Annotated in this window: 14 protein-coding genes; 1 reads left to right on the top strand and 13 read right to left on the bottom strand. The window is 37.2% G+C overall.

What is annotated here, in order from left to right; genetic code table 11:
• Positions 1-490: 490 nt before the first annotated feature.
• The gene (locus tag FW780_RS03740; protein ID WP_149832269.1) at positions 491-985 is read left to right on the top strand and encodes a DoxX family protein; all 495 of its coding nucleotides are present in this window, start codon (positions 491-493) and stop codon (positions 983-985) included.
• A 384-nt stretch (positions 986-1,369) separates the two neighbouring features.
• Here FW780_RS03740 and FW780_RS03735 read toward each other — a convergent pair whose 3' ends face one another.
• The 13 genes from FW780_RS03735 to FW780_RS03675 all read right to left on the bottom strand — a co-directional run bounded on the left by FW780_RS03735 (position 1,370) and on the right by FW780_RS03675 (position 18,815).
• Complete coding sequence (locus FW780_RS03735; protein WP_149832268.1) at positions 1,370-2,887, bottom strand: TSUP family transporter; 1,518 nt, start codon at positions 2,885-2,887, stop codon at positions 1,370-1,372.
• 5 nt (positions 2,888-2,892) lie between these two features.
• Positions 2,893-5,769, bottom strand: coding sequence for a TonB-dependent receptor (locus FW780_RS03730; RefSeq protein WP_149832267.1), 2,877 nt, complete (start codon positions 5,767-5,769; stop codon positions 2,893-2,895).
• A gap of 367 nt (positions 5,770-6,136) precedes the next feature.
• On the bottom strand, positions 6,137-7,813 hold the full coding sequence (cysI, locus tag FW780_RS03725) for an assimilatory sulfite reductase (NADPH) hemoprotein subunit (RefSeq protein ID WP_149832266.1): 1,677 nt from the start codon (positions 7,811-7,813) through the stop codon (positions 6,137-6,139).
• Positions 7,814-7,855: 42 nt separating this feature from the next.
• On the bottom strand, positions 7,856-9,568 hold the full coding sequence (locus FW780_RS03720; RefSeq protein ID WP_149832265.1) for a diflavin oxidoreductase: 1,713 nt from the start codon (positions 9,566-9,568) through the stop codon (positions 7,856-7,858).
• Entirely contained in the window at positions 9,558-10,403 is an 846-nt protein-coding gene (gene cobA / locus FW780_RS03715) for a uroporphyrinogen-III C-methyltransferase (protein ID WP_149832264.1), read from the bottom strand. The genes FW780_RS03720 and cobA overlap by 11 nt, the downstream gene beginning before the upstream one ends.
• A gap of 23 nt (positions 10,404-10,426) precedes the next feature.
• On the bottom strand, positions 10,427-11,338 hold the full coding sequence (gene cysK, locus FW780_RS03710; protein WP_149832263.1) for a cysteine synthase A: 912 nt from the start codon (positions 11,336-11,338) through the stop codon (positions 10,427-10,429).
• Between the two features lie 23 nt (positions 11,339-11,361).
• Entirely contained in the window at positions 11,362-12,192 is an 831-nt protein-coding gene (epsC, locus tag FW780_RS03705) for a serine O-acetyltransferase EpsC (RefSeq protein WP_149832262.1), read from the bottom strand.
• 5 nt (positions 12,193-12,197) lie between these two features.
• Positions 12,198-13,436 carry a sulfate adenylyltransferase subunit 1 gene (locus FW780_RS03700; protein ID WP_149832261.1) on the bottom strand — a complete coding sequence of 413 codons (1,239 nt, stop codon included), beginning with the start codon at positions 13,434-13,436 and terminating at the stop codon, positions 12,198-12,200.
• Between the two features lie 100 nt (positions 13,437-13,536).
• Complete coding sequence (cysD, locus tag FW780_RS03695) at positions 13,537-14,445, bottom strand: sulfate adenylyltransferase subunit CysD (RefSeq protein WP_149832260.1); 909 nt, start codon at positions 14,443-14,445, stop codon at positions 13,537-13,539.
• Positions 14,446-14,457: 12 nt separating this feature from the next.
• Positions 14,458-15,171: a phosphoadenylyl-sulfate reductase gene (locus FW780_RS03690; RefSeq protein WP_149832259.1), complete on the bottom strand. Its 714-nt coding sequence runs from the start codon at positions 15,169-15,171 to the stop codon at positions 14,458-14,460.
• Positions 15,172-15,254: 83 nt separating this feature from the next.
• Complete coding sequence (locus tag FW780_RS03685) at positions 15,255-15,671, bottom strand: RrF2 family transcriptional regulator (RefSeq protein WP_149832258.1); 417 nt, start codon at positions 15,669-15,671, stop codon at positions 15,255-15,257.
• A 314-nt stretch (positions 15,672-15,985) separates the two neighbouring features.
• Positions 15,986-16,477, bottom strand: a complete 492-nt coding sequence (locus FW780_RS03680; protein ID WP_149832257.1) for a GNAT family N-acetyltransferase — start codon at positions 16,475-16,477, stop codon at positions 15,986-15,988.
• A gap of 190 nt (positions 16,478-16,667) precedes the next feature.
• On the bottom strand, positions 16,668-18,815 hold the full coding sequence (locus FW780_RS03675; RefSeq protein WP_149832256.1) for a zinc-dependent metalloprotease: 2,148 nt from the start codon (positions 18,813-18,815) through the stop codon (positions 16,668-16,670).
• Positions 18,816-18,855: the final 40 nt, after the last annotated feature.

The raw sequence follows: 18,855 nt of genomic DNA, 5'->3' as shown, positions 1-18,855 counted from the left end.
TGGAATATTACAGGGTATACAAATAATTAGTATATTTTTAATACTACTCCATTTTCTGATCCCAAAAACAGAACGCACTGCTTTTTCTACCATAGAAATCACAAGTAATTCCAATTCCGAAGAAAGTCCTCAGAAAAAGTGTAATAAGACTTTTCTTGAAGAAAATAACAAGACTCCGATAAAATGCAATACTAACTATTGTTCTAATTCTTCACTCTTTTTTACCGCATCTTTTCATTCCTTTGGATTTGAGAAATTTATGGATCCGGAAGTAAGCAGTCGCTACTTTTTATATGATGATCCTCCCTATTCTTCATTTTTTAATTCTATCTGGATTCCTCCGAAAATAACAGTATAAATTTCAGTTACCGTTAACTATACGATCTGAAATTTATATAAGAAAACCTGTTATCTAATCCATAATCACATGATCAATCCCTGTTCATGGTGTTGTCATGTTGATTTAATCAATAAATGAATTAAAAAAATAATGAAAACAATACTATCAAACCTGGAAAAGAATACCGTCAATATATATGTAATATGCAGAATACTTATTGGGCTATTCTTTTTTATAGCGGGTTTTAACAAACTATTCCATCCTATTTTTCAAGGATATATGTTGAACACCATTAGTTCCATTGGATTTCCTTTTCCTCAGTTTACAGCCAATTTTACAGCTTTCTGTGAATGCGTATTTGGTTTATTTTTAATACTGGGGTTTTGGACGAGAATAAGCTCTGTATTTTTAATTATTATTATACTGGTAGCATTATTCACGCATGATCTCAATTCAATCCCTAAGGAACTTGTTCCGGTGAAACCTGAAACCGGAGTTTACGAAGTGGATCCATTTACATGGTTGAGTTATTTTCTTTATTTGCCACAAACTCTGTATCTTCTGTTTTTACTTCTGTTCCTGTTTCAGGGGTGTACAGGATTTGGGCTTGATACTTTCAGAAAAACAAAGACTGGAAATAGTTAATAATTATAAACAGCTCTCTTTTTGGGAGCTGTTTTTTTGTTAAAAAAACGCAAAGTTTTAATGGTTTCAGATTTTTACTAAAAATGAGTAATGATTAATTTTTCCCCCTTTGATACCTCAAAATAAAGTAAAACATTAAAATCTTTGCGTTAAAAAATATTTATAATGAGGCCTGGTAAAAACGCAAAGTTTAAAGATTCATACCTTTTTATTAAAGTGAGCAAAGGTGCGACAAAGTCGCTGATTAAGCTACGCGGCCATGCGTTCGCTTAGAAAGAATCAATGCATTGATTCCTGTCTTTGTCTTCTTAAATTTGTAATTAATAATTTAAATCCTTTGCGTTAAAAAAATATACTTTCCCTTTCAATTGTATGTTTGTTTTTCTATGATAAAACTGATTTTGTTATTGTAATAAGGCTCATCACAATAACTACAAATCCTACCACCACAAACATTTTCTTCGTTGGAAGCTTTGCCGTAAGCATCGCCGAAAACGGAGCCGTAAAAACACCACCCAATAAAAGTCCCAAAACAATATTCCAGTGATGGATTCCTATGGTAAATATGAATGTGATCGCACTGGTTACCGTCAGTAAAAACTTGGCAACAGTGGAGCTTCCTACGACATAACGGGGAATTCTTCCTTCTTTGATCAGCGTTCCGGTTACTAACGGCCCCCATCCTCCTCCAGCAAAAGAATCAATGAAACCTCCGGCCAATCCTAATATTCTGAGATTGGTTCTCCGTTTGGTTTTGCTTTGCCCTGTTCTTTTATCTTTGAATGCATTTTTTAAGATGTTAATCCCAAGATAAAGGGTGTAGCAGGCAATAATAGGCTTTACAATATGAGCATAATGTTCCCCATAATGAGAAAGCGTTAATGCTCCTATAACAGAACCTACAATAGCCAGCGGAAACAATACCCAAACCATTTTTTTATTGACATTTCCCAGTTTATAATGACTGAAACTTCCGGCTGCTGTGGTAAATGATTCTGCAGAGTGAATACTGGCGCTTACAACCGGAGGTGGAACATTCAGTAATAAAAGGATGGTGGTACATATCACTCCATAGCCCATTCCCATAGATCCGGCCACAATTTCTGCCATAAAACCGGCAAACAGCATCCAATAGAAAATATGACCGTCTTTGTTCAGAAAATACTGAATATCACCGGAAAGATTAAACTGATATACTACAAGACCAAATAATCCGAAAAGAAGCAAAACGCCTATAATTGCCAGATAAATATTGGCTTTTCTCTGGGCTGTTTTGGTAATATTGATCAGTTTTTCAATTTCCATATCCGGTTTTGAAGAAACTTTTCCGTCAGACAGATATTCTGTGGTAATTTTGTTGAGTTCTTTCACTTTATAATTGAAATCTCCTGTCAGTTTATTACGGATATGATGCATATTGTCCAGAACATGATCCATTTCGTCAGGAATTGCTTCCGAAAAGGTTTCTCTTAATCTTTTGGCAATAGTCGGAGATTTTCCGTTGGTTGAAATGGCAATTTTAAGGTTTCCTTTTTTGACAATGGAACCTAAATAAAAATCACAGAGATCCGGTTTATCTGCAATGTTCACCAATACATTTTTTCGTTGGGCCTTTTCTCTGATTTCGCTTGCCAATTCAATATTATTTACGGCAATAACGGCAATATCAGCATCATTAAAATCATGATCATCATAAGACCTTTCATGCAGTGTGAGATTAGAATACTGATGTTCTAAAGCTTTGACTTCAGGAATAATTTCTTTCGCTACCAATTTGATGGAAGTCTCCGGAGAGTTTCCTAGTATGGACTCCAGCTTTTCAAGAGCAACCTTGCCGCCGCCTATGATCAGCAGTGATAGGTTTTCAAGTTTTAAAAATATGGGATATAAAGAATTGCTCATCCTGATTACAGTTTTAAGTCATAAGTAAAAGCGAGATAATACAGTCCTCCGATTTCAGGACCTGCTGCATACTGAAAATAACGTCTGTTCAGCAAATTGGTCGCCCCAATTTTAATATTCGCCCGGATTTCAGGAAGTTTCCATGTTGCCTGTGCATCAATCGTATAATAAGCAGGAATTGCTCCCGATGCTAAAGGACTTTCCCATGTAAAGCCGCTCTGCCACCTTGCTACAAGAGTAAATCCGATGTTTTTAACAATTTCTCTGTTTCCTACACTTACATTCACCATCCATTTTGGAGTGTTAAATGCAGTGATAAACAGATCCGAAGTATTATTGGACGCAAGATCATTATATGAAACATTGGTGTTAACATTATAATTTCCTGTAATATTATACCGAATACCTAAAGACGTTCCATAGCTTTTGTAAGTACTGTTGCTATTGGTATATACTCTGTATCGGTCCTGTTTGCTTCGGTCAAGCATTGCAAGAACGGCTGTATTGCTTCCTACCTGACTGTTTTTAGGTACTGCCACTTCTACCTGTCCCAGGAAACCTTCATAGATATTATAATAGAAATCCCAGTCCAGCACCAGTTTATTATTGAAAAAAGTAGACTTATACCCTACTTCAAATGAATTGATTTTTTCCGGTTGCAGTTTTTGCAGATTGGCTACCGTTAAAAGCTGTTTATTATCCTGAGCGGCCTGGCTTTGAGTTTTTCCTGCATCCACATCTGCATTCACTGCTGAGGTAAATTTATCAATGGAAGCCAGTGTATAGGAATTTTCAAGATAACCCAATCCATCATTTACTTTTGAAAGACCTCCCACTCTTCTTACGTTCCCGTTATTGACGAACGAAAGGGCTTCAAATAAGGATGGAAAACGATATCCGTTCTGGAATGAAGCTCTGAAATTATGCTCTTTAACCGGAGAATAAACCACACTAATTCTCGGATTTAATTTGGCTTCAAATTCAGGATTTCTGTCAATACGTAAAGCGGCATTGATTTTTAATTTATCATCAAAGAAAAGTTTGGTAATCTGTGCAAAAGCTCCATATTTCTGATAAATAACATCCTTCCCAAATGTACCATTAGCTAAAGGAATATTTCTTTCACTTACGGGACGGTTAAAATCAACAAAATTATTTCCATCCGGAGTAATGCTGTACAAACGGTAATCTACACCGGCCAGAAGGTTGAATATTTTTACAAACCTGCTGAAATCATAGGTAAGTTCACCTTGATAAAATCTGGATTTCTGTTCAAGTTTTGCCCCTCCCGTTGCCGGAGCGCCTGCAATTCCTGCATTCGCTGAATCCCAGTTATTGATGCCGATAATGGTATTTTTTAATTGTTCAAAAGCTGCAGTTCCTGGTACAGCCCTGTTTTTATCAGCTTCCTGTCGGGCTAAGATGAAAGCATCATTAAGATTGGTTCCTGCATTCAGATTATTCTGAAGAGCCGTTTGAAATATATTCTTCCAGTTGGTATTGGAAAGATTCGTTAAATCCAGATTATCTGCCAAAGGCTTCAGGTTATAAGAATCTCCTGTGTTTTCTATGGATACATAAGCTCTGAATGTTAATTCCCTTCCTGTCAGTTCTACTTTATGGTTCTGAACGGTGGCATTCTGCAACCGGATTTTATTTCCTCTTTGGAAAGTTCCGTCCAGTAAACCATAACGATACACATAAGATGTTCTCCACTGATCCCCAAAACGATAGTATAATCCTGCATCAAACTTAATATTCTTCACATCAGGACTCACCAGATCTTTTTCAAGATATCCTGTTCTGGAAACGTTGAATGTGGTAGGTTTTCCATTGTAATCCACTTTTACCGCAACACGGTTGTTTCTTTCATCACCGTATTTATTCCAGAGATCTTCGGCCGGATTATTAGCCAGCGCAAAATTAGGATTGGCTGTAACCATAGATCCGGGATTCTGATCTGTTAAATTATTTGAAATCCAGTCGGTTCCACTGAAATAAGAGGCATTTACTTTTACGGCAAAGTTTTTATTAATCACTTTTGCAAAGCGGATAGCACTTTCTCCAAGTGAACTTATTTTGTGATTTACATTGTCTACATGATTAACTCCGCCACGGAAATAAACGCTTATTCCTTCAGAGGTAAACGGATCTTTGGTCTGTAAACTCGCCAGTCCGTTAATGGCATTCATTCCGTATAAAGCTGAAGCAGCTCCCGGAGTGACTTCCATCGACTGGATATCCAGTTCTGTAGGACCTATTGCATTTCCCAATGGAACACCCAATGTTGCCGACTGTACATCTACCCCGTCTACCAACTGCATGAAACGGAAATTATTTGGTGAGTTAAAACCTCTTGAATTAGGGATTTTTAAGGTGAGACTTGATGTTAAAAGCTGCAGCCCTTTTACATTTTCCAATGTTTCATAAAACGAAGCTGCCGGACTTTCCCTGATGGTTTTAATATCAATTTTTTCAATGGCAATGGGTGATCTTAATATTTTTTCCGGAACTCTGGAGGCTGAAATCACCACATCATCAATAATCGTATTCTGTGGATTAAGACCTATTGTTATTTTGTTGGAAGGAGAAAGAATCTCAACAGTTTGGCTGGTGAACCCATCTTTCTGAATAACCACTCTAAATGGAATGGTAACTCTCGTTCTTATTTTAAAGTTACCCAATTGATCCGTCAGTGCGGTATCCTGTGTGTTTTCGATCTGTACTTTTACAGAGTCGAGAGCTTTATGTGTACCTGTATTTTTGATGCTTCCGCTAAGCTCTATAAGCTGCTGCTGTGCTTTTGACAGGTTAAAAAATAGAAATGTAAATGCAATAATGCCTGCTTTAGGTAGAATTTTCCCCTGCTTTTTGTTTTTCATTTTTTCTTCATTTTTTAGGTTGAGAATGAAGCTGTCTGAACTTTTTATCTTTAATGATGAAAATCTTCAATATTGTTTCGTATTACAATTGAAGGGCTTAGAATTCCCCTCTTTTGGAGGGGTGTCGAAAAGTCAAAGAATTTTTGACGGGGTGGTTTAAGCCGTTAATATAACTGCTGAGATTGCTTTACCTTTGGTTCGCAATGACAGGATGTAGTATTAACTTTTCATAGAAGTTCAAAAAGTTGAAACAGCTTTATATGGATTGTTGTTTGAGAATCAGCAACACATACACATTCGTCTCCCTAAATGAAGAGGTTGATTGTTTTTGTTTTTTTTCAGATCATAATGAAAATTAGCCATATAATTAATTTAAGGTGTGTAAGTAACGGTATGAAAAATCACCAAATGTTTCTTCTGTAAGCCTTTGCTGTACATACATTCCGAAAAGCTCATCCAAAGTGGTAAGAATCTCTTCTTCACCAATATTTTCTTTAAATTTTGTATTCAATCGCATTCCTAAGCGGTCTCCTCCGATGTGAAGGTTATATTTTCCATAGGCTGTCCCTACAAATCCAATTTCAGCATTAGGAGATCTTCCGCAGCCGTTAGGACAGCCGGTCATACGGATGGTAATATCTTCTTCCAAAAGACCATATTTTTCCAGGATAGGTTCTATTTTGGTGACCAGAGAAGGAAGATAGCGCTGAGCTTCCGCTAAAGCCAGAGAACAGGTGTTTAAAGCTACGCAGGCAACGGAATTTTTACGTAAGGCACTTGCTCCGTTGGTATACTCTGAAATTCCGTGTTCTTTTAAAATATCTTCAATTTGAGCTTTATCTTTTTCATCAATATCAGCAAGAATCAGATTCTGGTTACAGGTAAAACGGAAATTGGCTTTACCCGTCTGTGCAATTTTTAGCAATCCTGATTTTAAAGGATATTCTGCTGTATTAAGAATTCTTCCGTGTTCTACAAATACGGTATAAAACCATTTTCCTTCATGATTTTGAATCCATCCGTAACGGTCTTTTCTCTGTTCAAACTTAAATTCTCTTGCAGGTTCAAAGCTGAATCCCGTTCTTTTTTCTACTTCTTTTCTGTACTGATCGATACCAAGTTTATCAATTGTGTATTTTAATCTTGATAATTTTCGATCGCTTCTGTTTCCAAAGTCTCTTTGAACCGTGATGATTTCATAGACGGCTTTTAATACTTTTTCTTCAGTGTCCACAAATCCAAGGATAGAGGCAAGACGTGCGTATGTTGCTTCGTTTCCGTGAGTGGCTCCCAGTCCTCCTCCTGCAGCAATATTATAACCAACAATTTGATTGTTTTCGATAATAGCGATTAAGGCAATATCATTGATGAATACATCCACATCATTATTGGGCGGAACGGCAATTCCTATTTTCAGTTTTCTGGGAAGATATCTGTCCTGATACAAAGGATCTTCTTCTGCTTTTCGGTCTACCAGAAGTTCATCATCAATCCAGATATCATAATAGGATTTTGTTTTTGGAAGACACATTTCGCTGATTTTACCAGCTAATTCGTAAGCTTCCTGCTGTAATGGTGATTCCGAGGGATTGGCTGTACAGGTTACATTTCTGTTGACATCTCCACAGGCTGCAATGGAATCCAGATGCTGTAGATTGAAACTCTGAATGGTAGGTCTTAAATGAGATTTTAAAATGCCATGCAGCTGAATCGTCTGTCTTGTTGTTACTTTAATGGTTCCCGTAGAATGATCTTCTGCTGTTTCATTTAACCCTACCCATTGTTCCGGAGTTAAAAAACCACCAGGAAGTCTTAATCTGATCATGTAGGAATACAGCCATTCCAGTTTTTTGGAGACACGTTCTTCCCTTCGGTCTCTGTCGTCCTGCTGGTACATTCCGTGAAATTTGATCAGCGTCTGATCATCTTCCCTGATGGCTCCAGTAATAGGATCAGCGAGACTTTCTTTTAAAGATCCCCTAAGCCCGTTACTGCTGGTTTTAATCCTTTCTACCGGTGAAAGGTTTTCTTTATCATTGTTCATAATTGTTTCCTTTAATTTTTTACGAGTATTTCTTTATCTCATTTAATAAACATCTTTGGCATATCTGCCGCTTAGCTCCATTTCTTCCAGATAAAGGGCTGCATCTTCTTTGCTTCTTTTTCCTTCATTCTGAATGATGGTGAGAAGTGTCTGTTCTACGTCACGAGCCATCGGTTCTTTAGCTCCGCATACATATACAGAAGCTCCTCCTTCAAGCCAGTAAAATACTTCCTGAGCTTTTTGTTCCAATCTATGCTGAACATATATTTTTTCAGCTGTATCTCTTGAAAAAGCAAGATCTAAATGAGTGAGGCTTCCTGTTTTAATAAAATCCTGAAGCTCTGCCTGATAAAGGAAATCAGATACAAAATTTCTGTCCCCGAAAAACAGCCAGTTTCTTCCTTCTGCCCCAGTGGCATCACGCTCCCAAAGGAATGATCTGAAAGGGGCTATACCTGTTCCCGGCCCGATCATAATAATATCTTTATCAGCTTCCGGCAGTTTAAAGTGTCCTGCATCCTGAATGTAAAATTCAACATCTTCTCCTTCTTTAAATTCACTTAGAAAACCACTGCACAATCCATTATGTTTCTGATGGTCAATGAAGAATTCTGATCTGGCAACGGTAATATGAATTTCGGTATCACCATGAGCTTCTACAGAGGAAGAAATTGAATACAGACGAGGAGCCTGAGCGGTTAATATCTGAATGATTTCTTCAAATTCATCAGCATTTTTTACCGGGTAAATCCTAAGCAGATCAAGAAGACTTAATCTAACTTCCGGGATGGAATGTGCTGTTATTTTTGCATATTGAGCAACAACAGATTTAAGCAGATAGCTGATGTTAAGATGTTTGTGTAACAGTTCTTCAGCTGTGTCTGTAACTTTTGTTGTTTCTATCTGTTTTTGCGGATCAATTCCTGTCAGAGTAATAATTTCATCCACTACAGATTTTGAATTGAAAGGGATAACGCCTAAAGCCGCACCGGGTTGATAAGTGAGTGCTTCTTCTGTTTCAATTTCAATATGATAGGTTTCTTTTTCAGAAGTAATATCGTTCAGATTGATGATTGCTGATACTTTTCCCTGAAATTTCTTTCTTCCGGTAGAAACCTTTGGAGTGGAAATGTTTTTTGTACTCTGATCATTATTTTTACTGACGGTTTCAAATACATGTTCAATCCAATGAGAAGCTTCCTGCTCATAATCAATATCACATTTCTTTAATGGAATAATGCGTTGGGCTCCCAATATTTCAAAACGGGCATCTACCTCTTCTCCTGTTTTACAGAATTGTGGATAGCTGGTGTCTCCTAAAGCCAGCACTCCGAATTTAAGTCCGCTAAGATTGATTTCATTTTCATGAATATAATCGTAGAATTTTTTGGCAAGAGCAGGTGGTTCCCCTTCTCCCTGAGTACTGATTACGACGAAAAAGAATTCTTCTTTAGCCAAATCTTTTGGTTTGTATTGAGAAAGGTCTGCCAGTTTTACTTGAAGTCCTTTTTTCTTGACTATACCTGCCAAAGCTGTAGCGAGTTTTTTACTGTTTCCGGTTTCTGTTCCGTAGGCCAGCGTTATTTTCTTTACAACATTCTGCGTAATACTATTCGTTTCTTGAGGCGGCAGTACGGCAGTCAATGATGATCCTCCGGCAATACCGGCCAGATATCCGCTTGCCCATATGGCTTCATCTCTGGATAGATCTCCGGATATTTGTTTTAATACATTTAATTTAGTTTCAGACAGCATATTCAAAGAAATTTTGAGGTGTAGGGATTAGACTTCCGTTTTCTACTGATTTAAAGTAAAGACCTTCCTGTTCGGCATTTTCCAGCCATGAAAATTCTTCGTGAAGGTTGACAATTTTACCAACAACAACCAATGAAGGTGAGGCAAAGTTTTTATCTCCGAATTTTTCATTAAAATCATCAAATGATGAGATGTACACCTTTTGGAAAGGCGTTGTCGCCTGTTCAATGACTGCAATTTTTTTATCACCTGAAATCTCAAGCTGTTTCAGTTTTTCCACAAGAGGGGTAAGATTTCCTTTGGACATATAGAAAACAAGGGTATCATTGGTTAAAGCAAGCTCTTTCCAATATTCTTCACTTACGATCTCTGATTTATAATACGTCAGAAAACGCACTGAGGTAGAATATCCTCTTGCGGTTAAAGGCATACCTGCAAATGCTGCCGCTCCCAAAGCCGCTGTAATCCCCGGAATAATTTCGTAAGGAATATGATTTTGCTTTAAAGCCTGTAGCTCATCCAGAATATTGGAGAATATGGAAACATCTCCTCCTTTCAGTCTTACAATGGTTTTATTCTGGCGGGCATATTCCACCATCAATGTATTTATATGAGACTGAGGGGTGGAAGCATTTTTGCTGCATTCTTTGCCTACATAGATGATTTCTGTATTTTCATTAACGTATGTTTCCAGAATTTCTGGACTTACAAGGCGGTCGCATAGGATAACGTCTGCTTTTTCGATCGCTTTTACAGCTTTTACAGTGATGAGTTCAGGATTGCCAGGCCCTGCACCGATAAGGTAAACCTTTGGTGATTTTATATTTGTTTTCATTGAAGTAGGTGTTAGTTAAGGATTTAGAAGAGTCCTTCTACAGACAGATACCTTTCTCCGGTATCGTAATTGATCGTCAGGATTTTAGCGTTAGGTTGTATTTCAGGTAACTGTTTTGCGATGGCTGCTAAAGCGGCTCCTGTGGAAACTCCGACAAAAAGACCTTCTTTTTTAGCAGCATTAAGAGCATATTCATAAGCTTCTTCCTTTCCTACTGTGATGACTCCGTCAAGAAGAGTAATATCCAGAATAGAAGGAACAAATCCTGCTCCCAGTCCCTGTAATGGATGTGGTGCCGGACTTCCTCCGCTTAAAACAGGTGATAATTCCGGTTCTACGGCAAATACCTTTACGTTTGGATATTTTTCCTTTACTGCTTTTGCAATTCCGGTGATGTGTCCTCCGGTTCCTACTCCTGTGATGATGTAATCCAGTCCGTCCGGGAAGTCTTTTAAAATTTCTTGAGCAGTGGTTTCCACATGTACTTTTACGTTGGCAGGATTATCAAACTGTTTTGGAATCCATGAATTAGGGGTGTCCTGAGCCAGTTCATTAGCTTTTTCAATGGCACCTTTCATCCCTTTTTCTCTTGGAGTAAGCACAAATTCGGCACCATAAGCTTCCATAATTTTACGGCGTTCGATACTCATGCTGTCAGGCATTACAAGAATCAGTTTGTAACCTTTTACGGCAGCTACCAAAGCCAGACCTATTCCTGTATTTCCGCTGGTAGGTTCTATAATGGTGCTATCTTTATTTAATAATCCTTTTGCTTCTGCATCTTCAATCATTGCTAGTGCAATTCTGTCTTTAATGCTTCCACCAGGGTTGCTTTTTTCAAGTTTAATCCAGATCTCATGATCTGTATTGAATAATGTATTGATTTTTACGACGGGAGTATTTCCAATCGTTTCTAATGTGTTCTGAAATCTCATATCAATTTACTTTTTTTGTTTTTTTAAATCACAAAGGTTAATGATTCCGGTAAAGAAGTATTATCCTTTATTTTTATTTCGCTTTTGTGGTAGACCAGAGAATTGGCGGGAACATCCTGTGTTATCCAGACATTTCCTCCGATAATGCTTTCTCTGCCTATTGTGGTTTCACCTCCCAGAATCGTTGCTCCCGAATAGATTATGACATCATCTTCAATATTGGGATGTCTTTTCTGATGGGCTTTTTCTTTGGAAACATTCAACGCTCCGAGGGTTACTCCCTGATAGATTTTAACGTTATTTCCGATGATCGTTGTCTCTCCAATCACAATTCCTGTTCCGTGATCAATGAAAAAAGACTTTCCGATGGTGGCTCCCGGGTGAATATCAATTCCGGTTTTACTGTGGGCATACTCTGAAATGACACGCGGTAAAATTTTCACTTTCTGACTCCAAAGCTGGTGTGAAATACGATAGACATACGTGGCAAAAAAGCCGGGATATGCCAGATATACTTCTTCCAGAGAATCGGCGGCGGGATCAAATTCCACAATAGATTTTGCATCCAGTACCAGCTGATCATAAAGGTCAGGTAGTGTTTCAAAAAACTGATTAACCTGTGTTTCAGTACCGTCCTGATCTCCTGTTACGGTATTGATCTGCTCAGAAAGAGTTTCCCTCAGTGCTTCAAAATTTCTTGCAAGCTGATCTTCAGTATTGTCATTCTGAGGAAGGAAAAGTGTTTCATACAGATCCTTAACCCATCTTTTTGTCTTTATTTTATCAAAGAATCCATGAATGCTATTTTTTTTGGTCTGATGAATTCTTTCAATTAAGTGTTCGGAAATTGCCATGTTTTCTATTGAATTATACAGGCTGCTACCGTTGAATTGGACGTTTCATCCACCAAAATGGCAGAACCCGTTGTTTTATTATGGGTAAAGCTGTCAAAGACAAGAGGTTGTGCTGTTCGCAGGGTAACTTTTACAATTTCATTCAGTTTAATTTCTCCCTCTGCCTGTTCTCTGACAAGGGTATTGACATTGATTTTGTAATCTACCTCTTTAACAACTGCTTTCACGAGCCTGCTGTTCTGTTGAAGAAGATATTTATTCCCTGGTTGTAACGGTTTCTGATCAAGCCAGCATAACAGAATTTCAAGGTCTTTTTCAACGGCAGGAATCTGTTCTTCGGTAGCAAAAATATCTCCTCTGCTGATGTCTACATCATGAGCCAGGTGAATCACAGCAGGCTGTCCTTCAAATGCTTCATCTTTTTCAATCCCATTGATCTCAATCTTAGTGATTTCAGTCGTAAGATTTGCCGGAAGAATTTGGATTTTATCTCCTTTTGTGAATTTTCCACTTAATATTTGTCCGGCATATCCTCTGTAATCGTGCAGTTCCTCTGTCTGAGGACGAATCACATACTGAACCTGAAAACGGCTTCCGTTATTTTTTTCTTCATTCAGGGTTACTTCTTCAAGATATTCCAGAAGGGAGTTTCCTTCGTACCAAGCTGTTCTGTAAGATTTTGAAACAATATTATCTCCTTTTAATGCAGAGATTGGAAAGTAACTTACATCATGTAATCCCAGATTATCTGCAATTTTTGCATATTCTGCTTTTATATTCTCAAAAACTTCTTCCGAATAATCTACCATATCCATTTTGTTAATGGCTACAGCAACTTTCTTCAGTTGTAATAAAGATGCGATGATGGAATGTCTTCTGGTTTGTTCAATCACTCCTTTTCTTGCATCAATAAGGATAACCATGAGATCAGAATTAGAGGCTCCTGTAATCATGTTACGGGTATATTGTACATGGCCGGGCGCATCTGCTATAATAAATTTTCTTTTTGCGGTTGAAAAATAACGGTAAGCAACATCAATGGTGATGCCCTGTTCTCTTTCTGCACGCAATCCGTCTGTTAGAAGAGCAAGGTCTACCCCGTCTTCATTTTTGTTTTTTGAATGTTTTTCAAGGACTTCCAACTGGTCCTGCAAAATACTTTTGCTATCGTAAAGCAGTCTGCCGATAAGGGTACTTTTGCCGTCATCTACGCTTCCTGCTGTTATAAATCTTAATATATCCATCCGATTGTAATTATAAATGATAAATGATAAATGATAAATTATGAATGATAATTGATGAAATACTTTATGTAATCATTGATCAATTATCTTTTATCAGTGATTAAAAATAGCCTCCTTTTTTTCTGTCTTCCATTGCCGCTTCTGTCACTCTGTCGTCAATTCTGGTTTCTCCACGTTCTGAAATTCTGGTGGCTACAATTTCTTCGATTACGGCATCTATTGTAACAGCGTTAGATTCTACAGCTGCGGTACAGGTCATGTCTCCTACAGTACGGTAACGTATTTTTTTGGTAGTGATAATGTCTTCAGGTTCAAGAAAAACATGTGAAGAATTGGCAAGCCATTGGCCATTAAAATCTATCACTTCCCTTTCATGCGAGAAATAGATAGAAGGCAGTGCTATTTTTTCTCTTCGGATATAATTCCAGATGTCAAGTTCTGTCCAGTTGCTGATAGGGAAAACCCTCACGTTTTCTCCTTTGTGGATTTTTCCGTTAAAAATATTCCACAGCTCCGGACGCTGAAGTTTGGGATCCCATTGTCCGAATTCATCACGTACTGAAAATATTCTTTCCTTGGCGCGTGCTTTCTCTTCATCTCTGCGGGCTCCTCCGATACAGGCATCAAATTCAAATTCTTCAATGGTATCAAGAAGCGTATAGGTTTGCAGCCAGTTTCTGCTTGGGAATTTACCTTTAGCCTCAGTTAATCTTTTACTTTTTATGGTGTCTTCAACTTTTCGGACTATAAGGTTAACATCTAACTGTTTTACCAATTGATCACGGAAATCCAATACTTCCGGAAAGTTATGACCAGTGTCTACATGCACAAATGTAAATGGGATTTTCCCATGGAAGAATGCTTTTCTTGCCAGATGAGCCAGTACAATACTGTCTTTCCCTCCACTGAATAATAAGGCCGGACGTTCAAACTGACCTGCTACTTCTCTTAATATGTATATAGATTCGGCTTCTAGCTGATCTAAATAATTTAATTGCTGTATTGACATGTTTTTCTTTTTTTATTGATGAATATGCAGACCGCACTCTTTTTTGTTAGCATCTTCCCACCACCATCGGCCGGCTCTGAAATCTTCTCCTTCTTTGATTGCTCTGGTACAGGGTTCGCATCCTATGCTTACAAATCCTTTTTTGTGAAGGTGATTGTATGGTAAATGATGGTCTTTCACATAGTCTGTCACTTGCTCAGAAGTCCAGTGAAGAATAGGATGATATTTTATGATTTTATTATCCGGATCCCACTCCAGCTGGGGTATATTCTGTCTGTTGGCAGAATGTTCAGATCTGAGCCCTGTGATCCATACTTCGTAACCTTCCAGTGCTTTTTTCAAAGGATGTACCTTACGGATGGTACAGCATGCTTTCCTTTTTTCTACTGATTGGTAAAATGAATCTGGACCGTTTTCTGTGACAAATTCTCTGAGTTCTTCTGTATCCGGATAGTATGCTTTAATATTCTTTTTGAAGAAAGCTTTCGTTGAAGTCCAGGTTTCGTAGGTTTGTTCAAAAAGTCTTCCGGTATCCAGGGTAAATATTTCAATATTTAAATCTTTTATCAGATGAGTGATAACCTGATCTTCATAGCTGAAACTGGTTGAAAAGATGACTTTATCCGGAAATTTTTCAGTCAGCAGTTGCAGCCCATTAGTTTGAAAAGAAGCTTCAGAAGCCTCTCTTACAAGATTTTCGTATTCAGTTTTCAGACTGTTTTCCATTTTGAATTGAGATTTAAGTCTTGCAAATATATATAAAATTCTATAACTCCTATCAAAATAGTAGAATTTAAATGAAAAAAAATTTAATCTTTGTGGATAAACTTAGTCAGAGTGGCCTCCATCATACTCTTTCTCGTCTTTTCACGAACGATCATAAGTTCTTTTCTCAAATAACAGACTGCTTCGTCTACACAATCATCACATGCTTCATAAAAATTTAAAGACACACACGGAGTCAGAGCAATTGGACCATCAAAAATTCGGTAAATATCTGCTAATGAAACTTCATCGGGTGATTTTAACAAATAATACCCTCCTACTTTACCTTGCTTACTGTTGACAAGTTTGGCTCTTTTAAGTTCAAGGAGAATTTGTTCCAGAAATTTTTTGGGGATGTTCTCATCTTGTGCAATAATGGAGGTTGACAGAAAGCCCTGGTTATAATTCCTTGCTAATCTGACCATTGCTTTAAGCGCATATTTGCAACGTTTTGACATCATAATTTCTGCAAGTTATGATAAATTATCTGATAAATGAAATGTTTTCTGTGGAAGACTTTGATTATATCTTAACCACAAAAGTCACAAAAGATTAAAAATACTTACATTGATTTTAAGTTACAGATATGCCGTTGAGAAGATCATTTAAGCTTAAAAGTCTTTTTTTATTAATTGCTAAATAAACCATAAAGTTCAAATTTTTTATGGTGAAATAGTTTGGCAAACCACCCCGTCAAAAATTCTTTGAATTTTCGCCACCCCTCCAGAGAAGGGGAATTGCTCGTCCTCCGGTTTTCAATATCAGGATATGTTTACTATTTCTGTAATATAAAGTAAGCCAGTTCACCATCCTTCCGTTCCAGATTTTCAATTCTTTTAAAGTTGTTGTTCAGAAGAACTTTTTGAGATCCAATATTATCAAGATCGGTTACCGCAACAATATCTTTCTGATGATTTAAGGATGAACAATAATCAACAAGGGCTTTACAAACCTCAGTTCCCAGTCCTTTTCCCCAATAATTTTCGCCCAAAGTATACCCTATTTCCAGCTGTTCAGGGTTATCAAGGAAAATTCTTGCCAGACACATTCCCACAAAATCGTTATTATGAATGTCAAATATTCCCCATCTGCTGAATGGTCCTGCTTCATAATCTGCCACTGCTTTATCAAACATTTCCTTATACTCTTCAGGAGTTTTGTAAGGCAAATAGCGGGTAACATTCTTATTTTCAAAAAGAGTGGAAAACAATAAAAATTCTTCGGGTGTAAATTCACGGATGATAATCCTTTCGTTTTTATAATGCATTGGAATTGTAATTACAGAATAAAAGTACATAAATAAACCATGAACTGAACCTATATAATAAAAAAATTGGGCTTAAATATTAAGCCCAATCAACTGCATATGAATACTAAACTATTATTCATATTTCTGAGAAAAGTGTTTTGTTATTTAAAGAGTTTTAAACTAATCTATAACTGCTTTGAGTTTGATTCTATTTTTTAATGAATTTTTGGGAAGATTTCCCTAAAGAAGTTTCAATATCAATTAAATAAGTTCCGCTTAGAAAGTGTTTAACATCAACCTTATCACCAATAACTTTAGCATTCATTTTTCTTCCAAACATGTCGTAAACAGAAATTGATGTAATTTTCCCTTTTGTTTTAATATTCAATACATCAGAAACTGGATTTGGATAGATGGATGTTTCTGAGTTTGTTGTATCAACGTTTGCAGTGGATAATGATAATGCACAAGGTGTTGTAATACTGCCATATGGTTGTGTATTATATCCAAACTCTGTTACAGAATAATTTGAACCATTGGCTCCCACAATCAGTTTGAAGTAGCCATTAATATTGTAGCCTTCAAATTGGTTTCTAAAACCAACATAAGCGGTTTGGCCAGACCAGGTAGTGTATGTAGGGGTGTACACGTCAAGTTGTCCGGGAGTACCAGTTGGATAACCTATATTATTTGCATTACTTATTGTGGTGCAAGACGGAATTAAACTAATATTTCTTGTCCCTGCCCCACATACTAATCCTTTCCAATAGGTTTCCAATTTTAATTGATTTGCTCCATAGTACCAAGCACCATACCCTGCATCATCACTAAGCTCCGGGTTAATGATAAAATATTTCCAAGTTGCTCCGGAGTTGGTAGTTACTGCTGTTGGTGTTGGATTGGCATAACTTTCCAGAGGAGTTCCGGTAACTATTTTATAAGGATCTTTATAAGAAAAAGTTAATGCTAAAGCTGTTGTGGATCCTAATGACGTTGCACCTCCTGTTATAGCTGGATTAAGGAATGTAATTGATGAATTCAGAACCTGGCTTTTAGGATGACTGGTTGCCGCACCATTTATGGTAAGTGTAGCAGTAGTAGGGCTTGTAACTGCTATAATTGCTGTTAGTCCTGCCGGTAATGAAGAAGTGAAATGTGTTCCTGCAATAAGAGTTGTTCCATTCGATACGGCAAATGTTGCTCCGTTTAGGGTAATGGTTGATGTAGGGGCAGATGCTACTGTTCCATCTAATGATACTTTACCATTATTGTCTAGATTTTCAGTAAATGTACTGTTGCTAAGAGTTAATCTAGGCGGAGTATTGGCAACACCGGTTGCTGCTAAGTTGGCAGGCTGCCATAAATTCATTCGTGAAGGATGGTTTAATGCGGCTAACATTCTGTTAACTTGTCCATTGGTAAACATTTTATAACAACCGGAAGAACCATTATATCCCATATAGTTTTCAACATTTACTTTTTGTCCAAAACAATTGGTGCCAGCTGCACATCCTAATCCATTAGAATTATTTTCTACAGGGGTGTCAGCAACTCCATCACCATCATTACCAGGGTTCGCAGTTGAACAAAGAACATTAAATGTATGTTGAAGATTTAACCAATGCCCGAATTCGTGAGTAAATGTATCAGAAAACTCGTTTGAAGCCACTGTTCCTGCAGCATTAAATATATAACGTCCATTATAAACAACTCTGGCAGTATTTACTGAAGTCATGTATGAATCCGGATACCAAGCAACTCCTGATTGATATAAATCCTTATTGGCATATAGATCATTTTGGATATACACATTCATATACTTTGTATTATCCCAGGCATCTGCGCCAATTTGTGCATCATATCCGCCTCCATTGCCATATCCGCCTTTGAAAGGGTGAAATACCACTCCGCTTGTTGCTTTTCCGGTTGGATCAATTTTAGCTAATCGAAATTCAATGCTTAATGCTCCTCTGATAGATTGGAAGTCAGGATCCACAGTATTTGAATCAGTATTAATTCCATTGAAATTTAAGTTAATTTGTTGCAGCAAGTCAACTACTTTTTGGTAATTTACTTTTACATTACTCTGAGATTCTCCATACACATGAAAAACCACAGGGATGATGTAGGTGGGAGCGTTGACCCTTTTATTCAATGGAGTTTTGTTTGATTCCATTTTTTTTACAAAATCTTTGGTGAATTTTTCAAAATTTTCATATTCAGCCTTAGATTCAGGGTGCAGTTCAAAATGTCTTTTCATCATTTCATCTGCTTTACACTCATGAGGTCTGTTTTCTTGAGCAAAACCTATTATTGGAAATAGGGAAACAAGTAGTAGTAATTTAAATTTTTTCATAAATTTTGGATTTGGTTGTTAATAAATTATTTGAATAATC

This window comes from Chryseobacterium sediminis (genome assembly GCF_008386505.1).
GTDB lineage: Bacteria > Bacteroidota > Bacteroidia > Flavobacteriales > Weeksellaceae > Chryseobacterium > Chryseobacterium sediminis.
Note: the sequence above shows the minus strand (reverse complement) of the source record. Positions and strands in the feature narration are given on the sequence as shown.